The 20,463-nt window shown below is 39.8% G+C and carries 17 protein-coding genes; 11 read left to right on the top strand and 6 right to left on the bottom strand.

The annotated features are described in order from the left end of the window. The first annotated feature begins 77 nt into the window (after window positions 1-77). Window positions 78-1,763, top strand: coding sequence for a methyl-accepting chemotaxis protein (locus MKX73_RS04765; RefSeq protein ID WP_340716517.1), 1,686 nt, complete (start codon window positions 78-80; stop codon window positions 1,761-1,763). A gap of 441 nt (window positions 1,764-2,204) precedes the next feature. Here the strand turns inward: MKX73_RS04765 and MKX73_RS04770 are convergent, their stop codons facing one another. Both MKX73_RS04770 and MKX73_RS04775 read right to left on the bottom strand, forming a co-directional pair. Next, window positions 2,205-3,131 (bottom strand): diacylglycerol kinase, encoded by a 927-nt coding sequence (locus MKX73_RS04770; RefSeq protein ID WP_340716518.1) that lies wholly within the window; start codon window positions 3,129-3,131, stop codon window positions 2,205-2,207. 175 nt (window positions 3,132-3,306) lie between these two features. Next, a complete protein-coding gene (locus MKX73_RS04775; RefSeq protein WP_340716519.1) occupies window positions 3,307-3,864 on the bottom strand; it encodes a thioredoxin family protein in 558 nt (185 codons plus the stop codon). Between the two features lie 355 nt (window positions 3,865-4,219). Here MKX73_RS04775 and MKX73_RS04780 point away from each other — a divergent pair, with 355 nt between their 5' ends. From MKX73_RS04780 to MKX73_RS04800, 5 genes are all read left to right on the top strand, one after another. Beyond that, window positions 4,220-5,839 (top strand): peptide ABC transporter substrate-binding protein, encoded by a 1,620-nt coding sequence (locus MKX73_RS04780; RefSeq protein WP_340716520.1) that lies wholly within the window; start codon window positions 4,220-4,222, stop codon window positions 5,837-5,839. 148 nt (window positions 5,840-5,987) lie between these two features. After that, window positions 5,988-6,917, top strand: coding sequence for an ABC transporter permease (locus tag MKX73_RS04785; protein ID WP_340716521.1), 930 nt, complete (start codon window positions 5,988-5,990; stop codon window positions 6,915-6,917). After that, window positions 6,917-7,849: an ABC transporter permease gene (locus tag MKX73_RS04790; RefSeq protein WP_340716522.1), complete on the top strand. Its 933-nt coding sequence runs from the start codon at window positions 6,917-6,919 to the stop codon at window positions 7,847-7,849. Before MKX73_RS04785 ends, MKX73_RS04790 begins: the two co-directional genes overlap by 1 nt. Window positions 7,850-7,863: 14 nt before the next feature. Next, window positions 7,864-8,910, top strand: coding sequence for an ABC transporter ATP-binding protein (locus MKX73_RS04795; RefSeq protein ID WP_340716523.1), 1,047 nt, complete (start codon window positions 7,864-7,866; stop codon window positions 8,908-8,910). Between the two features lie 2 nt (window positions 8,911-8,912). Continuing rightward, window positions 8,913-9,821, top strand: a complete 909-nt coding sequence (locus MKX73_RS04800; protein ID WP_340718847.1) for an ABC transporter ATP-binding protein — start codon at window positions 8,913-8,915, stop codon at window positions 9,819-9,821. Between the two features lie 87 nt (window positions 9,822-9,908). Here MKX73_RS04800 and pruA read toward each other — a convergent pair whose 3' ends face one another. Next, entirely contained in the window at window positions 9,909-11,453 is a 1,545-nt protein-coding gene (gene pruA, locus MKX73_RS04805; protein ID WP_340716524.1) for an L-glutamate gamma-semialdehyde dehydrogenase, read from the bottom strand. Window positions 11,454-11,621: 168 nt separating this feature from the next. Between pruA and MKX73_RS04810 the strand changes: the two genes are divergently transcribed. The 5 genes from MKX73_RS04810 (at window position 11,622) to MKX73_RS04830 (ending at window position 17,858) form a co-directional block, all read left to right on the top strand. Next, window positions 11,622-12,917, top strand: coding sequence for a sigma 54-interacting transcriptional regulator (locus tag MKX73_RS04810; RefSeq protein ID WP_340716525.1), 1,296 nt, complete (start codon window positions 11,622-11,624; stop codon window positions 12,915-12,917). Between the two features lie 302 nt (window positions 12,918-13,219). Further along, window positions 13,220-14,194: a proline dehydrogenase family protein gene (locus MKX73_RS04815; RefSeq protein ID WP_340716526.1), complete on the top strand. Its 975-nt coding sequence runs from the start codon at window positions 13,220-13,222 to the stop codon at window positions 14,192-14,194. Between the two features lie 89 nt (window positions 14,195-14,283). Continuing rightward, a complete protein-coding gene (gene putP, locus MKX73_RS04820) occupies window positions 14,284-15,768 on the top strand; it encodes a sodium/proline symporter PutP (RefSeq protein WP_340716527.1) in 1,485 nt (494 codons plus the stop codon). Between the two features lie 80 nt (window positions 15,769-15,848). Then, a complete protein-coding gene (locus MKX73_RS04825; RefSeq protein ID WP_340716528.1) occupies window positions 15,849-16,700 on the top strand; it encodes a helix-turn-helix domain-containing protein in 852 nt (283 codons plus the stop codon). Window positions 16,701-16,775: 75 nt separating this feature from the next. Further along, entirely contained in the window at window positions 16,776-17,858 is a 1,083-nt protein-coding gene (locus MKX73_RS04830) for an ABC transporter ATP-binding protein (RefSeq protein WP_340716529.1), read from the top strand. Between the two features lie 55 nt (window positions 17,859-17,913). Here MKX73_RS04830 and MKX73_RS04835 read toward each other — a convergent pair whose 3' ends face one another. The 3 genes from MKX73_RS04835 to MKX73_RS04845 all read right to left on the bottom strand — a co-directional run bounded on the left by MKX73_RS04835 (window position 17,914) and on the right by MKX73_RS04845 (window position 20,458). After that, window positions 17,914-18,774 (bottom strand): ROK family protein, encoded by an 861-nt coding sequence (locus MKX73_RS04835; protein ID WP_340716530.1) that lies wholly within the window; start codon window positions 18,772-18,774, stop codon window positions 17,914-17,916. An 83-nt stretch (window positions 18,775-18,857) separates the two neighbouring features. After that, complete coding sequence (locus tag MKX73_RS04840) at window positions 18,858-19,832, bottom strand: Gfo/Idh/MocA family protein (RefSeq protein ID WP_340716531.1); 975 nt, start codon at window positions 19,830-19,832, stop codon at window positions 18,858-18,860. Further along, entirely contained in the window at window positions 19,829-20,458 is a 630-nt protein-coding gene (locus tag MKX73_RS04845; protein ID WP_340716532.1) for a peptide ABC transporter substrate-binding protein, read from the bottom strand. The genes MKX73_RS04840 and MKX73_RS04845 overlap by 4 nt, the downstream gene beginning before the upstream one ends. Window positions 20,459-20,463 lie beyond the last annotated feature (5 nt).

Below are 20,463 nucleotides of genomic sequence, written 5' to 3' on the forward strand. Positions count from 1 at the left end.
AGTATTCAGTAAGTATTGCCTATATAATTTACCTTATAGCTCTAAAAATTCTATTAATTTCAAGGAGAAGAATAAACATGTCAGTTCGCAAAAAACTTAATATAGGCTTTATTTTGATCGGGATGATTCTTCTGCTTTCAATCGGATTTGCAACCGTTCAGTTTTTCCGTATTGGCGATGAAGTTTCCAAAGCCGTTGATGTACAGATGGCACAGGTTACGCGTATCAATGATATTCAGCAGCACATATTATCGCAGGGAATTTATGCACGTGCCTATACAGTAGACCCTTCTCAAAATAACTTGGATTTACTGAACAGCCATACAGAAAGCCTCGTTGAATTAATTGAAGAGGTGCAAGGTGAAAATATTTTAGCAGAAGCTACACCCGTTATTACTAATTTAAAGGATCAGTCGGAAATAATCACTGCACAAATGGAAAAAGTCATTTCCTCTGTACAGTCACGCGATATTTCATCTGCTCTTTCCATGGTGAATGGCGATTATACATATACGAGTGTATTCACGAGCGAACTTGCGGAGAAAGTGGAACAGATCGAAAACAAAGAGCTTGATAAAATAGTAAACAAGACGAAAGATATGATCTCACTTTCAACGATTTTGTCGATTATTTTCATTATTGTTACGCTTATTGTCATCGGCTTTTATATGATTTATACGAAATACGGCATTACACAGCGCCTTCAATCCATTACAAATGATCTGGAACAAATCGCAGATGGAAACATTAAAGTTTTACATAAACCGGTTCACACAAAAGATGAATTCGGGTTGCTGTCGAGCGCTTTCATTTCATTGCAGCGTAATTTTGAAGATTTATTGATAAGTATTCAGCAAAATGCCAATCAGCTTAGTAATTCGGCGGACGCCCTTATGAAAAACAGCGGGACGATTTCTTCGGAAACAGCACATATTAAAGAACTGATCGAACATACTGCACAAACAGCCTCAACGATGACAATCGGAGCAAATGAGAGTGCACTTGCTGTAGATGAGACGGCACAGGGAATTAACTCTATCGCACGTGCAACACAGGATCTGCATAGTGGTGCTGTCACATTAACGCAGTTTGCCAATGATGGAGTAAAAATTATTGATGAAGCGATGCAGCAAATGGAAACAGTACATGCTTCGACTCAATCGATTTCCGACCTTTCCAATGTCCTGATCGAACAGTCGGGGCAAATCAGTACAATTACGAAAGCTATTACCGATATCGCGGATCAGACGAATCTGCTTGCCCTTAATGCTGCCATTGAAGCGGCTAGAGCTGGGGAACACGGGAAAGGGTTTGCTGTTGTGGCAGATGAAGTCCGCAAACTCGCAGAGCAATCCAAAAAGTCGGCAAATGAAATTGTGCATTTAACCGAGACGATTCAGCACCATTCCCAAAATGTTGGCGAAGCAGTGGAAAGCAGTCTCAAGTGTGCAAATGATGGCGTTGTCGTCATTGATCGTGCCGGTCAGTCATTCCATACGATTACCGACAATATCTACAATATAACTGAACGTGTAGAACATATTTCCGCTACATCACAGCAAATTTCAGCAAGCTCTGAAGAAGTTGCTGCTTCAGTCATCGAAATTTCGCAAGGTACGGAAAAGACGATGATGGATGTGGAGCAAGTAGCCAATGCAACTCAACTCCAAACTGAAATTGTTGTTGAAATGGAAGAACTGTCTAAACGTTTAGCCGATCAGGCAAAACAGCTCCAACATAGCATGGATAAATTTACATTGTAAATTGAATTGATTATAAATCACCTTCACTTTAACGGTTTTCACTTGTTGAAGTGGGGGTTTTTTAGAAGTTTTTCGGGGAATATTAGGACAATTTTTTGTTTATTAGAAAAGTTGAGGGAGAAATTAGAAAAGAGGTTTTCTGCAGGGTGTCTTGGTTGCTCATTCTTATGAGTGTGTGCGGATATTAGAACAATGGGGAGCTTTATTAGAAAATGTTGAAGGGATATTAGAACATTTAGCGGGTTTATTTGCCCATCTCGGCCCGATATTAGAAGATCAAGCCGATATATTAGAACTTCCGCCTTTTATTAGAACTTAATTTATTTTATTAGAACATCTAAGCGATATATTAGAAGTTCGCCTGCCCGCGCCCGATCCTCCCAACGCCCTCCAAAAACAAAAAAACTCACAAGGGCATTCCACTACCCTTGCAAGCTTTAGTTAAATTACTTCTTCATCCGTTTCAATTTCACGAATTTTATCGATTGGCACGAATACTTCTATATGCCGTTTTAAATTTTGGAAAACAGCAGGTGCATCGCCGCCGTATTCCCCGTCCAGGTTTAAATGTACTTCCTGATCGGATGATACGACAACACGGCTGGCTTTTCGGTAAATGACACGTTCGTCGGATAAATGTTCGCCGCGTAATGCGAGTGAAGCAATACGTATGAAATCCGCAATATTGCATTCCTTTAGGATCATAACGGTAAACAGTCCGTCATTGATCGATGCATCGGGCGCGATTTTCTCGAAACCGCCAACTGAATTTGTTAAGCCACATAAAAACATCATCGCTTTTCCATCAAACTCTTCATCATCCATTTGGATTTTCATATGAGTCGCTTTAATGGAAGGAATCATTTCAATCGCTTTCAAATAATATGCCATTTGTCCGAGTACTGTTTTCATTCTGCTCGGGACCTCGTATGTGAGCTCGGTAATTCGCCCGCCTGCAGCAATATTGATAAAGTAGCGGTTTTCATTCAAAATGCCGACATCAACAGGTATCGTATCCCCAGCAATTATAATGTTCAGTGCTTCCTCGACATTTCGGGGAATACGAACAGCCCGTGCAAAGTCATTTGTCGTGCCCATTGGAATCAAACCAAGCTTCGGCCGTTTTTCGCATTGACTAACACCTGCGACTACCTCATTTAACGTACCGTCACCGCCTACCGCAATTACGACATCAAATTCACGACGTACAGCTTCGATTGCGGCATTTGTCGCATCACCTTCACCAGTCGTTGCATGGCATGAAGTTTCATATCCGGCTCTTTCCAGTTTCTCCAGCACTTCTGGAAGATGCCTCTTAAATGCTTCACGACCCGAAGTCGGGTTATATATAATTCTCGCTCTTTTCATATTGATCTCATCCTGATTAATTATATTTTTCATTCTGTCCAAAGTATACTGCTGTCTGTTTTAGAAAAGCAACAATTGTATCCGGGATATTCTCTTCAATAATACGTTTAAAATAGAAAAAAGTTCCTACTATATTATATAGTAAGAACTCGTAAAAGTAACAGGTTAAGTAAAATTATATCGCTGCGCTTACTTTATTTTTAAAGTCTTCATATACGTAGCTCCACAGCTTTGAATCGTTTACGTATTGTCCACGCATATTTTCGTATACCGCTTTTTGAGCTTCTTCAAATGACGGATCTTCTTTATCCGGTAAAGTCGCACGTAAATCCGTTACAAGCTGCTGTAGTTGCGGTGCACGTGGTCCCCATGTAGTAATTACTTCCCCGGCTTCATTTAAAATCAGATACATTGGAATAGCTCGTCCACCATTGGTTAAATAACGATCGATCAAATCTGTATCCGCATCACGTAAAGCTGTACGAATTTCCACATCTGCCGCTTCCGCTACTTTACGGATAATCGGGTTGTTAATCATCGCATCACCGCACCAGTCTTCTGTGATCGCTAAAATATGGACATTGGCATTTTTCAGCTTTTCAATAAAAGCTGCATCTTCCGGAAGTTCAAAGCGCTCATAAATTGCAAAGCTTTGTTCTTTCAGTTGAGACATTGCGTCCATATATTCCTTCATTGATGTGCTCTCTTCAAAGTATTGCTGTTCTGTTTTCATATATATACCACCTTTCCAATTCTCTCTTCTATTTTGCACGTTTTAAAGAAAAAAAGAAAGTTTTATGTGTCAAAATTGTTACACTATAATACAATTCTAAATTTTCAGAACCAGTTACACAAAACAGCAAATTTTTAATACTTTCGAGCATATAAAAACATGCTAATGATTTCCTAAAATAATATTCACTTATAGTAAAATAATTAAAAATTTTCATAATTGTTTTATTTATTAGTATCTATCAAAAATTTTTAACGTAGTATATATTTCTCATAAATATTCTGATATATTAAAATAACGCATCAAAAAATTATCAGAAAATTTAATTTACATGATTTTCTAGGAGGGCTTATTTATGAAACGCAATAAAAAGGTCGCATTAACTGCTACAGCACTTTCATTATCTGCATTACTTGCAGCATGTGGTGGTGGAGAAGAAACAAAATCTACATCATCTGGAGATGGTGAAAAAGAATTAGATTTACTAATCACTTCTGAGCCGCCTTCATTACATCCACAATTGGCTTCGGATACAACTTCTGGTGCCATTTTAGAAAGCACATTCGAAGGTTTAACAACAATGGTTGATGGCGAGCCAGTTCTAGCTGCTGCCGAAGATTATAAAGTATCTGATGATCTTTTAACTTACACTTTCACTTTACGTGACGCACAATGGTCAAATGGTGAAAAAGTAACGGCTGAAGATTTTGCTTACGCTTGGAAATGGGCATTAAACCCGGAAAATGCGTCTGAATATTCTACTATCCTTTACCCTATTAAAGGAGCAGAAGAATACAACAACGGTAAAGGTACTGCCGAAGATGTAGCGATTAAAGCTATCGATGAAAAAACATTGGAAGTAACGTTAAACGCTCCAACTCCATATTTCTTGGAATTAACAGCATTCAAAACATTCTATCCAATTCATAAAGCAACAGCTGAAGCGGATCCAAAATGGTACACAGAAGCAGATACATATGTATCTAATGGTGCGTTCAACTTAGCTACTTGGAACCATTCAGGCGATATCGTTCTTGAAAAGAGCGATACTTACTGGGATACAAAAAATGTAGATATCGATACGGTAAACATTGCAATGGTTGAGTCTGAAACAACTCAAATGACAATGTTTGACGCTGGCGAAATCGATTTCCTGGGAGCTCCTTACGGGACAATCTCTCTTGATGCAATCGACCGCTTAAAATCAGAAGATAAATTAAACGTTTCTGATATGTCGTCTATCTACTGGTACAAGTTCAATACAGAAGATCCAGTAATGCAAAACGAAAACATCCGTAAAGCATTAGCATTGGCAATCGACCGCGAAGGATTAATCAGTAATGTAGTAAAAGGTGAACAAGAACCTGCATTAGGTATCGTACCAAACTCTGTAGAAGGTTTCGGCGATGATGAAGGATACTTCAAAGATGCTGATTTCGAAGAAGCGAAGAAATATTTAGATGCTGGTCTGAAAGAATTAGGCTTAGCTAGCGCTAAAGATTTAGAAGTAAAAGTTTCATACAACACTTCTGAAGCTCACTCTGCAATCGCACAATTCATTCAACAAGGCTGGTCATCGAATTTAGGTATCACTGTTAAACTTGATAACTCTGAGTGGCAAGTATACTTAGATAAAATCGGAAATGGCGATTACCAAATCGGCCGTCTTGGTTGGGGCGCTGACTACAATGATGCGTACACATTCCTAGAAATGTATAACTCTGCTGAAAACGGCAATAACCAAACTGGCTGGTCAAATGATGAGTACACTGCATTATTAAATGAGTCAATCACTGAAACAGATCCGGCAAAACGTACGGAAAAATTATTGGCTGCTGAAGCAGTAATTATGGAAGAAATGCCTGTAGCGCCAATTTACTACAACACGAACTTAAACGTTGTATCTGAAGAAGTAGAAAATATGGTTCCAGATGCTTTAGGTAACATTAACCTTAAATACGTTAAAGTGAAGTAATTTTAACTAGTTAGTATTTACTCCTGCGATGGTCGTAATAAATTCAAGAAATCATCGTAAATAGGGAGTGCCTCGAAATTATATTTCGGGCACTCCCTTTAATAGTTTTATCGAATTTTCAAAATAGTATAAAAAGGAGGTACGGACATTGCTTAACTTTATTATTAAACGATTACTCTATATCGTACTTGCAATGTACTTAATTATTACAGCGACGTTCTTCTTAATGCAGCTTGCTCCCGGTAGCCCGTTCACGAGCGAACGTGAACTGCCCCCTGCTATCGAAGAACAGTTAAATGCGAAATACGGGTTGGATAACCCTTGGTATATCCAATATAAAGATTATTTAGTAGACACGATGACATTTGATTTTGGGGAGTCGATGAAATACAAAGGCCGTTCCACAAATGACATTATCGCAGAAAGCTTCCCTGTATCCCTTGCTTTAGGTCTTCAGGCGATGGTCTTAGCTATTGGGCTTGGCGTTTTACTTGGTGTTATTTCTGCACTGTATCATAATCGCTTCGGAGATTATGCCGCAACAATTTTTGCGATTTTAGGGATTTCGGTTCCTTCCTTCATTTTAGCCGGACTGTTGCAGTATTACTTGGCATTTGAAGCTGGCTGGTTCCCTGTAAGTGGCTGGAAAGGCTTTGCTTATACGATTCTGCCTTCTCTGGCAATCGCTGTTACGCATGCCGGATTTATCGCTAAACTTACGCGTTCGAGTATGTTGGAGCAAAACAATAGTGAGTATGTAAAGCTTGCTCGTGCAAAAGGTCTTGGAAAATGGACAATCGTGTTCAAGCACTCTTTACGTAATGCATTATTGCCGGTAGTAACGTATTTAGGTCCACTATTTGCCGGTGTTATTACTGGTTCGTTCGTTATTGAACAGATTTTTGCGGTGCCAGGACTTGGACGCCATTTCGTAACAAGTATTACAAACCGTGACTATACGGTAATTATGGGTACGACGGTGTTCTATTCATTGATTTTATTGCTGGCTGTATTAATCGTAGACATTTTATACAGTGTCATCGATCCACGTATTAAATTGAAAGGAGCGAAAAAATAATGGCTCAAAACGAACAGCAAATACCAAAAGTATCAGCTGACATGTTCGATGTTGTCGGTCGTTCAGAAAATACAGATGCCCTTTCTAAAAAGCAAGTATCTTATTGGAAAGAAGTATTTTATCGCTTCTCTCATAACAAGTTAGCTGTAATCGGGTTAATCCTTCTTATTATCATTGCAGGATTTGCATTGTTTGCGCCGATGTTCTCTTCTTATACATATGAACAGAATGTCGGATTATACAATACCGCTCCTTCTGCAACACATTGGTTCGGTACGGATGACCTTGCGCGTGATATTTTCGTCCGCGCATGGGAAGGTGCCCGAATTTCATTATTCATCGGTATTACTGCCGCGGTAATTGATTTGATCATCGGTGTTTTATGGGGAAGTATTGCAGGTTTGGCAGGCGGTCGTGTCGATAATATTATGATGCGTATCGCAGACGTATTAACTGCAATCCCTTATTTATTGGTAGTAATTATTTTACTGGTAATTATGGAGCCTGGTTTAGTTCCGATGATTATCGCCCTATCCATTACAGGTTGGGTCAACATGGCGCGAATTGTACGAAGTGAAGTACTGAAAATTAAAAATCAGGAGTATGTACTTGCTGCTCGTACATTAGGCGCAAATCAATGGCACATCATTAAACGCCACTTAATCCCGAATGCAATGGGTGCTATTTTAGTAACAATGACAATGACTATTCCAAGTGCAATTTTCACAGAGAGTTTCTTAAGCTACTTAGGTTTAGGGGTTCAGGCTCCTTTAGCCAGCTGGGGTACGATGGCCTCTGAAGGTTTCAAAGCACTTCAATCTGCACCATGGCGATTATTGTTCCCTGCTGCTTTAATCTCGATTACAATTTTCGCATTTAACGCAGTTGGAGACGGCTTACGTGACGCACTTGATCCGAAATTACGTAAATAAGGAGAGTGTACGCAATGAAGAAAAAAGTATTAGAAGTAAACGACTTACGTATTAATTTCAAAACGTACGCTGGCGTCGTACAAGCCGTACGCGGAGTAAGCTTTGAATTATACGAAGGCGAAACATTAGCAATCGTTGGTGAATCCGGTTCAGGAAAATCCGTAACGAGTAATGCACTGATGAAATTAATTCCACAGCCACCTGGTATATATGCCGGTGGCGAGATTAACTTCAATGGTCGCAACATTATTCCTTTATCTGAAAAAGAAATGATGCAAGTTCGCGGAAATGATATTTCAATGATTTTCCAGGATCCAATGACTGCATTAAACCCAACAATGCGTATCGGTACGCAAATTACCGAAGTGCTTCTGAAGCATAGTAAAGTTAAAAATAAGGATGAAGCAAAAAAACGTGCGGTTGAGTTACTTGATCAAGTAGGTATCCCTTACCCTGAAAAACGTTATAAATCTTATCCTCACGAACTATCAGGCGGGATGCGTCAACGTGTTGTCATCGCTATCGCATTAGCGGCAGATCCGAAGCTTTTAATTGCCGATGAGCCAACAACAGCGCTTGATGTAACAATACAGGCCCAAATTTTAGAGCTGATGAAAGAACTTCAAAAGAAATCGAATACGTCAATTATTTTCATTACACATGATTTAGGTGTTGTAGCAAATGTTGCAGACCGTGTTGCGGTAATGTACGCCGGCCAAATCGTTGAGTACGGTACTGTCGAAGATATTTTCTACAATCCGCAGCACCCTTATACTTGGGGACTGCTTGGTTCTATGCCGGACTTAAACAACTCTACCGATGAGCTGTTAATGGCGATTCCGGGTTCACCGCCAAACTTGATCGATCCACCTAAAGGCGATGCATTTGCCCCTCGTAATGAGTTCGCAATGAAAATCGATTTTGAAATGGAACCGCCAATGTTTAAAGTATCGGATACACACTACGCAAAAACTTGGCTGCTGCATCCTGATGCACCAAAAATGCCTGTTCCCGATGCGGTAGCACGCCGTATTAAAGGCTATCAACAGGAGGGCATGTAATGATGGCAAATAAAATATTAGAAGTAAAAGGCTTAAAACAATATTTTGGCACTGCCAAACAGCCGATCAAAGCAATCGATGGGATCTCCTTTGATGTATATGAAGGCGAAACATTAGGTTTAGTCGGGGAGTCAGGGTGCGGTAAATCAACGACCGGCCGCTCGATTATCCGCCTTTACGATATTACAGAAGGCCAAATTACGTTTAAAGGCAAAAACATTTCAGAAATGAAATCTCGAAAAGAATTAATGCAATTCAACCGTGAAATGCAAATGATTTTCCAGGACCCTTATGCGAGTTTAAATCCTCGTATGACAGCCGGTGAATTAATTGCAGAAGGCTTTGACATCCATGGCCTGTATAAAAACAAAAAAGAACGCCAAGCTCGTATCGGCGAATTGCTGGAAGCAGTCGGACTGACACGCGAACATGCTAACCGTTATGCCCACGAGTTTTCCGGTGGTCAGCGTCAACGTATCGGTATTGCCCGTGCACTTAGTTTAGATCCAAGCTTCATCATTGCAGATGAACCGATTTCTGCGCTTGATGTTTCCATCCAGGCTCAGGTAGTAAACTTACTGAAGCAGCTTCAAAAAGAACGCGGCTTAACTTATTTATTCATCGCCCATGATTTATCGATGGTAAAGTATATATCTGACCGAATTGCGGTTATGTATCGCGGAAAAATATTGGAACTTGGAAGTGCGGATGAGATTTACAACAACCCTATCCACCCGTATACGAAGTCTCTATTATCTGCAGTTCCTCAGCCAGATCCGGCTTATGAACGCAGCCGTACACGTATCCCGTACAAACATGTTGAACATGATCCGGCAGCTCAAGTTATCGAAGCCCGCCCTGGTCATTTCGTATTTGGCACAGATGCACAAGTAAAAGACTGGGCTAAATAAAAGAACAAAATAAAAACTCCTTCACGAGGCAATGTGAAGGAGTTCTTTCTATATATAAGGAAATTTCCAATGACTATGACTTAACAATTAAAATGCTTCTGATGTTGTTTTCGCTTGCATATGCAATGTTAAATAATCCGGACCGCCTGCTTTTGAGTCCGTACCTGACATGTTGAAGCCGCCAAATGGTTGGTAACCAACGATTGCGCCTGTACAGCCGCGGTTGAAATAAAGGTTTCCGACATGGAACTCTTCGCGGGCATACTCCAAGTTCATACGGTCATTTGTAATAACAGCACCTGTTAAACCGTATTCCGTATTGTTCGCAATATCAATCGCATCTTCAAATGAATCTGCTTTTGTGATTGCTACAACTGGACCGAAGATTTCTTCTTTCATAATACGCGCTTCCGGGTCTACATCGGCAAATACTGTCGGGTGTACGAAGTAACCAACAGAATCATCTGCAGTACCGCCAGCAACTAGACGGCCTTCTGTTTTACCGATTTCAATATATTCGCTGATTTTTTTGAATGCAGCCGAATCGATTACTGTTGCCATAAAGTTGTTATTGTCTGAAGGGTCACCGATAGTTAATGAGTTTGTTAACTCTTGCACACGGTTTACAACTTGATCGTATACATCTTTTACGATGACAACACGTGAACATGCTGAACACTTTTGTCCTGAAAAACCGAAAGCTGATTTTACAATGGACTGTGCAGCTAACTCTAAATCTGCATCTTTATCTACAACGATAGTATCTTTACCGCCCATTTCAGCGATGACACGTTTAATCCAAATTTGACCTGGGCTTAATTTTGATGCGCGTTCGTTAATACGCAAGCCGACATCACGGGAACCTGTAAAGCTGATGAAGCGCGTTTTCGGGTGGTCTACTAAGTAGTCCCCTACTTCCGCTCCGCTACCAGGTACAAAGTTTACTACACCTTTTGGTAAACCAGCTTCTTCAAGTACTTCAATAAACTTATAAGCGACAACCGGTGTTGTTGATGCCGGTTTCAATAATACTGTGTTACCAGTAACAACAGCCGCTACAGTTGTACCTGCCATAATAGCAAACGGGAAGTTCCAAGGTGAAATAACAATCCCGATCCCTAGTGGAATATAATCATAACGGTTGTATTCATTCGGACGACTTTCTACTTTACGTCCATCTTTCATTTCAAGCATTTGACGGCCGTAATATTCTAAAAAGTCGATTGCTTCCGCAGTATCTGCATCCGCTTCATTCCAAGGCTTACCTGCTTCTTTCGTTAACCATGCAGAAAACTCATGCTTGCGGCGGCGGATAATTGTCGCTGCTTTAAATAATACGTCTGCACGGATTTCAGGTTTAACTTTTTTCCATGATTTGAATGCTTTATCTGCTTCTTGCATCGCTTTTTCAGCCAAGTCTTTTGAAGCTTTTGAAACAGACCCGATCACTTCTGTTTTCTTTGCCGGGTTATATGAAACAATTTTTTCTTCTGTCGTAATACGTTCGCCACCGATAATTAGAGGATAGTCGGCACCAAGCTGTGATTCTACTTTTTTAAGCGCTTCCAAATAAGCCTGCTTGTTTGCTTCTACCGAGAAATCTGTAAATGGTTCATGTTTATAGTTAATCATTTATCATTACCTCCGATATTAAGTGCAATATATTTTTGCATCATATTATGTTACTTAATTTGAATTATGCAATATAATAATGCTTAAAGCAAATATTTTTTCTAAATTACGCAAATTATCTCATTTAGACATTCACATGCTAAAATGAATTTGAGGGGGTTACACCGCATGAATCAACTAGATCGCTCTAGTGTTTTTGAATTTCTGATTGAAAAAATAGAAACCGGACTTTGCGCTATTGACGAAAATGGACGAGTCATCGTTTACAACAAAAAAATGCGTGAACTTACCGGTGAATCACTTGAACAAATCACACAGCGCTTTTTATCACAGTCACTTGACTTTAACTTAGAGCAAAATATGCTGCAAAAAGTTTTAGCGTCGGGTCAAAGCTTCAAACATATTAAGCAAACATTCTGGAATGCCCGTGGTGAAGAAGTGACAATGATGAATGACTATTATCCATATACCCTTACTGACGGTACAAAAATCGCTATTCAGTTTTCCCGCGATATTACACAACAGGAGTTTTTAATGGACCGTCCTTTAAGTCGTTACGGTGCTCCATTAACTTTTGATATTATTACCGCTGTCTCAAAATCGATGAAGCAAGTCATCCAGCAAGCCAAAATTGCCGCGCTGGGTCGTATTCCGGTTATGCTTGTCGGTGAATCCGGGACAGGAAAAGATATGATCGCAGAAGGTATTCATCATGAACTGGCAGAAAAAAACGAACGCTTTATTACACTTATATGCCGCCGCAATGAAGAAACATTGCTCGCACAAATCGAAAAGTATATTGCCGAGGAAAAAAACTATACATTTTTTGCCGAACGGATTGAGTTCTTATCGGATGATGCACAGAACCATATCGTAGCGCTTCTGGAGAAGCATTCCGAGCGCAACCATGTATTTATTGCAAGTATTGGTGAAGATCCGATTGATTTAATTCAGAAAGGCCATCTTTCCAAAAACCTGTATTACTTATTTTCCAACTTAACAATCCAAGTGCCGGCATTGCGTGAGCGCCGTGAAGACATTAAACCTTTCGTGGACGATTATTTCGCTCGTCGACGCATTGCGTATGGCAGCCCGGTTAAAGGTTTGGCTCCTGAAATTGAGGAAATATTTATGAACTACGACTGGCCGGGAAATTTAAAAGAACTTGAAGTATTACTGGATGATATTAGTGCACTGCTAACAACAGAAGAGTATGTGGAACTTATCCATATTCCGGCATATTTCAAGTGGAAGCTCCAGCAAGCCGAGCCAGATGTTTCCGAGCAGCAGAAATTATTCGACTTCTCCGGACAAACATTGCAGCCTCTTGATGAATATATGCGTAAAGTTGAAGATTATTATATTTCACACGCCTTACACCTTAACGATGGAAATATTTCACAAACGGCTAAAGCACTCGGCATCCACCGTCAAGGTTTACAATATCGTTTAAAACGCAAATGAATCTGGTAATATATTCTATTTTTTTACCATTAAAGAGACTCTCACAACGGGGGTCTCTTTTATATTTCAGTTTATGCAATATTTTATTGCACTTAATATAAACCAAGCATTTTAGAGAATGTAAACGTTTTAATAAAGTATTTCAGCAAAATTTTTTTATGTAAAAAACCGTTGCTATTCCTTGCTTTTTCTTCTAGCAAACACTAAACCTTTCAAAATTTATTTCCTTTTTCGATTTTTTTGTTTTATACTCACCTCAATAACAATAAAATACTTTTTTAATCGCAGGGGGATTGATTAAAATGTCATTAAAAGATTTTTTCATTGCACTTTCAGAGAATCAAACATTAAATTCTGCAGCCCAAAAGTACGGTTTTAAATTGGGGGCGCAAAGTGTCGTTGCAGGTACAAATATCGATGAAGTTATTGAAAGCATCAAGCATTTAAACGCACAGGGTATTTCTTGCACTGTAGATAATCTGGGGGAATTTGTGTTTGAGGAGTCTGCAGCACTTGCTGCAAAAGATCAAATTTTGGCAGTAATCGAACGCATTCACCTTGAAAATCTTGATGCGCATATTTCATTAAAGCCATCTCAGTTAGGGTTGGATATTGATTTTGAATTTTGCTATGAAAATTTAAGAGAGATCGTAGCATTGGCAAATGAATATAAGATTTTTGTAAATTTTGATATGGAAAACTATGCTCGTCTACACCCTTCATTTGAACTTTTGGAAAAAATTCATGCTCAATACGATAACGTAGGTACTGTAATTCAAGCATACTTTTTCGAGTCGGATGAAAATGTCGAACGTTTCAAAGATTACCGTTTACGCCTCGTAAAAGGTGCTTACAAAGAAGACGATTCTGTCGCTTATCAAAATAAAGCCGAGATCGACCGCAAGTTTATCGAACAAATTGAATACCATTTACTACATGGCAAATTCACTTCAATTGCAACACATGACCACAATGTCATTAATCATGTAAAACAATTTGTGGAAAAGCATAGTATTCCGAATGATAAATTTGAGTTCCAAATGCTTTATGGCTTCCGAAAAGAAATGCAGTTGAGCCTTGCAAAAGAAGGATACAACTTCTGTACGTATGTACCGTTTGGTAATGATTGGTATGGCTACTTTATGCGTCGTTTAGCTGAACGCCCGCAAAACCTGACTCTTGTCACAAAACAAGTATTTACGAAAAAAACCAATACAATTTTAGCTGTTGCAGCAGGTGCGTTTTTAGCTGGACGGATGTCCAAAAAGTTTAGATAAGTATAGATGCGCCATATTTTATTGCGTTGACGACCATCTATCGAATCATGTTAAACTAGTCAAAAATTATCAATAAAGGAGTTGTCTTTATGTCGGATTATAGCTATCAGTTGTTGGCCATTATTCTTTACATGATTGCAATGCTCGGTATCGGTTGGTATGCCTTCCGAAAAACTAGCAACCTGACGGACTATATGTTAGGCGGGCGCGGTCTTGGTGCAGCTGTAACAGCATTAAGTGCCGGTGCAGCGGATATGTCGGGCTGGCTGTTAATGGGACTTCCAGGTGCAATCTATTTATCAGGACTGGTGGAAGCTTGGATTGCAATCGGATTAACAGTCGGTGCCTATTTAAACTGGTTACTAGTAGCACCTCGTCTACGTGTTTATACACAAGTAACAAATGATTCCATCACAATTCCAAGTTATTTGGATAACCGTTTGCGCGATAACACAAAACTTTTACGTATTGCTTCAGGTATTATCATTTTAATATTCTTTACATTCTATGTATCTTCCGGAATGGTATCCGGCGGTAAGTTTTTTGAAAGCTCATTCGGAATGGACTATCATACAGGTCTTTTATTCGTATCTGCCGTAGTTGTCGCTTATACTTTATTTGGCGGATTCCTGGCAGTAAGTTATACAGATGTAATTCAAGGACTTATTATGCTTATCACTTTAATTGCAGTTCCTGTTTTCGGAATTTTCTTAACGGGCGGTATTGGAGAAACAGTCGATTCTATTAAAGCGGTAGACCCGGAAATGTTCAGCCTTCTTCCATCTACTGTAACTGCAGCGGCTATTATCTCTTCTCTTGCATGGGGGCTTGGCTATTTTGGTCAGCCGCATATAATCGTACGCTTTATGGCGATTTCGTCTGTTAAAGAAACAAAAAGTGCGCGACGTATCGGTATTGGCTGGATGATTTTCAGTTTAATAGGTGCACTTGCAACAGCTTTGGTCGGTGTAGCATATTTCCAGCAGCAAGGTACGGAATTAAATGATGCGGAAACGGTATTTATCGTGCTAGGGCAAATTTTATTCCACCCATTCATCGCAGGGATTATACTTGCAGCAATTTTGGCAGCTGTTATGAGTACAATTTCTTCCCAATTGATCGTTACTTCTTCAGCACTTATTGAAGATATTTATAAAGCTTTATTCAATAAAACTGCGACAGATAAACATTACGTATTTTTAGGTCGTGTCGCTGTACTATTCGTATCTATCTTTGCGGCAATTGTTGCATGGAATCCTGAAAGCACAATTTTAGGACTGGTTGCATTCGCATGGGCCGGTTTCGGTGCGGCATTTGGTCCTATCATTTTACTATCTCTATTCTGGCGCAAGCTTACAAACTACGGAGCACTTGCCGGAATGGTAGCCGGTGCTGCAGTTGCATTCGTTTGGGGACGTACAGATAGTTTATCAAGCATGCTTTATGAGATTGTACCTGGCTTTATTGCGTGTTTAGTCATTGCAGTCGTAGTAAGTATGTTGACGTATAAACCAAATGCGGAAATCGAAGAAGAGTTCAATGAAACTCAGCGTATTTTAAAAGAAGAGCAATAGTAACAATAAAACGGTATGATCTTTTATAAAGATATACCGTTTTTTTAATATCCGGAAAAAATTTTGATGGAGGTTATTTTATGCAACTTGCACAACTATTCCCTTCCCTTCAGCAACATCATACATATCCGACAGGCCATAATCCTGCTACTAAAATTTATTTTGATTCATCCAATGCATGCTGGTATGAAATCGCCAAAAGCGAGATAACAGAACGGGATGCTCTATTGTTAAAGCATTTTTATCACGAATGTAGTGAGCAAACAGATCCTTGGTTACTATTATTGACACAAGGTGTTGTACCGAAGGCGGCTACTTATACTTCTATTCGGATTTTACAATATCATATCAATAATGATGCCGAGCAGTTAAAGTATGCTGTCGAACTTTTCTTTATGCATGATGCTTATCCTCTTGAAGTTTCTACAAATACTTTCTGGATTATTTTGTTTAAAGATTATTCACGGGAGGAACTGGAAGGCTTTATTGCCATACTGGAAAACGACTTTTATTTGCATGGACAACTTTTCATAGGTCAAATGCTGCCGGTTTCTGAAATGCTCCACCAATCTTTTTCATCGGAGCAAAAAATGTTTCAGGCCATTTCAGAACGACAACATGAAACCATTTATACTTTTTCTGAAAGTTTCCTGACTTTATTGCCATTACAATTAAATGTTCCGGTACAACAATACTTGCAGCATACACTGTTCAATAATTTAAATGATGAGATGATCACAACCATTACAGCGCTGTTTTCCCATAATGGAAACATGTCCTCAGCCGCTAAAGAATTGCATATACACCGCAACACATTGTTGTATCGTACACAACGGTATTTTGACGAAACTTCATTGGACTTAAAGCGCAGTGACGACCTGTTATTAGCCTATTTAGCAGCACAATTGAATAAACTTACAAAATACCCCTGAAAATTTTAAGCATATTGCACAAAGGCAGCACCCTCTTAATCTTTTATAATTAGAAAAAAGGGGGACTGGTTTTTTATGCTAGATTTTGATCATCTTGTAAAACGTTATCCCGATGGCTATGTAGCTGTTGAAAATTTTCATTTGAAGGTTGAACCGGGTGAATTTCTTGTGCTTGTTGGCCCTTCTGGTTGCGGGAAGTCTACGACATTGCGTATGGTGGCAGGGCTGGAATCGATTTCTGAAGGGGAATTACGCATCGAGGGCAAACGAGTGAATGAAGTGGAACCGAAAGACCGCGATATTGCAATGGTATTCCAAAACTATGCTCTTTATCCGCATATGAATGTGTATGATAATATGGCTTTTGGCTTGAAACTGCGTAAATTTTCGAAAGACCAAATTGATAAAAAAGTACGTGAAGCGGCTGCAATTTTAGGGTTATCGGATTTATTGGACAAGAAACCGAAATCCCTCTCCGGTGGTCAACGCCAGCGTGTTGCATTAGGACGTGCCATTGTTCGTGATGCGAAACTGTTTTTAATGGACGAACCATTATCGAACTTGGATGCTAAGCTTCGTGTACAAATGCGCTCTGAAATTACGAAACTCCATTACCGTTTGAACACGACGACGATATATGTTACACACGATCAGACGGAAGCGATGACGATGGCTTCACGAATCGTTGTAATGAAAGACGGGGTCATTCAGCAAATCGGAACACCTCGTGAAGTATACGACACACCTGAAAATGTATTTGTTGGCGGATTTATTGGTTCGCCGGCTATGAACTTCCTTCGCGGAAATGTTGTAGGAGAATATTTTGAAATCGCCAGCGAAAAAGTTCGCATTCCCGAAGAAAAATTAAAAGTATTAAAAGAACAAAATTATACGGGCCGGGAAATTATTTTAGGTATCCGCCCAGAAGATATTCACGATGGCAATAAACAGGATACAAGCAGCGTCGTTAAAACTACAGTGCAAGTGAGCGAATTAACCGGTGCGGAAATGATTGTTTACGCGTCAATTGAGGATCAGCAATTTGTAGGTAAAATTCATGCAGATGCAGATGTAGCTATGGGGCAGGAACTTTTACTTAACTTCAACTTAGCCAAAGCACACTTCTTTGATCCCGCAACCGAAATGCGTATTCGCTGATTAGTGAATAATTAGTAGAAGCAGTCAGAAAAATTCTGACTGCTTCTTATTAATTTTATAGCAGCGCTGCACCTATCAATCCTGCATTGCCTTTATTTATGCTTGCCTGCACCCTGCCTTTTTTATGTTCAAAGAATGGCAGGCTGAAATACTGATCAACTAAACGGGAAATTTCATCCACAATTTGCGGATGATGATTCATAACTCCCCCGCCCAGTACAATAACATGCGGATCTACTAATAGGATGAAACTATGAATCTTCCGGGCGATTTCCTGCTGCCATTCATGAATAAGCGGCACAATGCGGTCATCTTTTTCATAGTAACGGTCAAAAAATTGCTGTAATGTCCCCTCTTCATTTGTATGCTGCTGTAATTTCTTTAATAAACCCGGTCCAGCACATACTTCTTCAAAATAGGCATCTGCGCCAGTTAACGAGAAACCGATTTCTCCTGGAACTCCGGCACCTCTTAAAAATTTCCCTTCATGAATAATACAGCATGCAATTCCTGTACTGATCGTCACATAAATGAATGTCTCTTTTTCAAAATGACGGATTTTATATTCTCCATTTGCCGCCGTCATCATATCTGTTTCCATAAAAACTTGAGCTTTCGGAAATGCCGTTTCGAGTCTTTTGACGAGCGGAAAATTACGCCATGGCAAGTTTTGCTGAAAAACGACAAGCCCTTGCTGTAAATCTAATATCCCCGGTAAACCGACCGCAACTTTCATAACGTCCCCCTCTTCTTCTTCCAGAAGCTTATGAAAACCCGAAATAATTGCCTCAAATAATGCTTCCGACTGCTGGGGACTCTTTACTTCCATTTGCTTTACTACTTTTTCCGGCTGTTCTTGCTTCGATAAAGCAAGTGCTAGTTTTGTTCCTCCGATATCAGCACTTAAAATCCACATTCAGTCCACCTGCTTTACAAAAATTCCGTAGTCTTTCCAAATCGTATAGCCAAGGTCCCGTCACGAGTACCCTTTGAATTGTTCTATAGTTTTACTGCTTGCTTTCTGTTGTTTGATTCATATGCTGCCAACGCGATTTCCAATGATTTCAATCCATCATAGCCGGTAATTAGCGGCTGTTTTTGTTGCTGAATTGAATTTAGAAAGTCGACAATTAAATCGAAATCGGTATCATTTCCGCTATATAAATGTGTGAGCGATTTACTGCCTTTTCCGTACAGGTTAAGCTTCTCATTAAACACATCGACTTTCCGGGATGCTTTCGTTCCGAGTACTTCAATCATCGCGTCACCCCATGTCGGAAATTCCGGGAACCTTGACCAGCTTGCATCATGTGAGGCAACCACTCCATTATCAAATACAATTGTCATAATTCCAGCATCATCCGTGTCGAGTTCGGTGAAGTAATTATTCGCAAATGCTGTAACCTCTTTTGCTTCGCTGTTCATATACCAGCGCATAATATCTACCATATGAACGGTATGATCCAATACCGCGCCACCGCCTGCAAGCTTCTCATCGACAAACCATCCGCCCGGGTTTTGCCCGCGGTTAGTAGAACGGATTGCCACGATTTCTCCAAGTTCACCTGCATCAATTGCCGCTTTCAAATCCCGGATAGGCGCACTGTATCGGACCGGATAAGCGATTGACAGATGAACTCCGTTTTCTTTACATACAGCGATCATCTCTTTTGCGTCGTCAATATTTGTAGCAATCGGTTTTTCACATAATATATGTTTTTTTGCCTTCGCTGCCGCAATTACCATATCTTTATGAAACACATTTTCACTGCAAATCAGCACAACATCGATATCCTCTGCTAAAAATACATTCATATCTGCAAAAAACGGTACATCATATTGCTTACTCGCATGCAGACCTCTCGTAGTATCGGTGTCATAGATAGCGGCCAGTTTCGTACCGGGTATTCGCTGAATTGCTGCCGCATAACTCGTAGCATGAATATGTGCAAAGCTCATAATGCCAATGTTCATCGCAGTTCACCTCGTTGCAGGAGCAGTCGTACAGCAGCCAGCTTTTCATCGTAAATCTCATTCCATTGAACCGCATACTGCTGAACTGCATCTATATTTTTGAACAGATTTTGATTGTTGTCACTGTCACCTGTCATTTGTAAACTATCAAACTCTACAATATGCAGATGGCTGCTCCATTCAAATTCAATACGATCCTCACCCGTCCGGTATTCTAAATGGGCCATAATCGATTCACCGAATTCACACAGAACAATCGTGTAATGATTTTCTCCGATTTCATTTGAACGTACCGATATATTCCTGACGGTTCCAAACCATTCCGATAAAGCAATAATATCTTCCTCTATATATGAAATATTATTCGTCGTTCTCCGCAGTCGAAGGACGCCTTTTACCGTATCATGTGCTTTCAACACTTCATGTAATTGAATTGCAAATGAATATGACCATAAATCGAAGTAAATCCAACCTTGTTTTTCTAACGTTGAAAATGGATTATAGGCGTCTTCTGCAGGCTGCTGCAAAATTGTTACGGTATTTGGTTCGTCACTGTTCTCGTTTGTAAATCGGTGCAGCGGAGAGTGCATAAGTAGCTGCCGGTCTTTTTCCATTACAATTTTCACTAGTA

It is taken from the genome of Solibacillus sp. FSL W7-1436, from assembly GCF_038007305.1.
Taxonomy (GTDB): domain Bacteria; phylum Bacillota; class Bacilli; order Bacillales_A; family Planococcaceae; genus Solibacillus.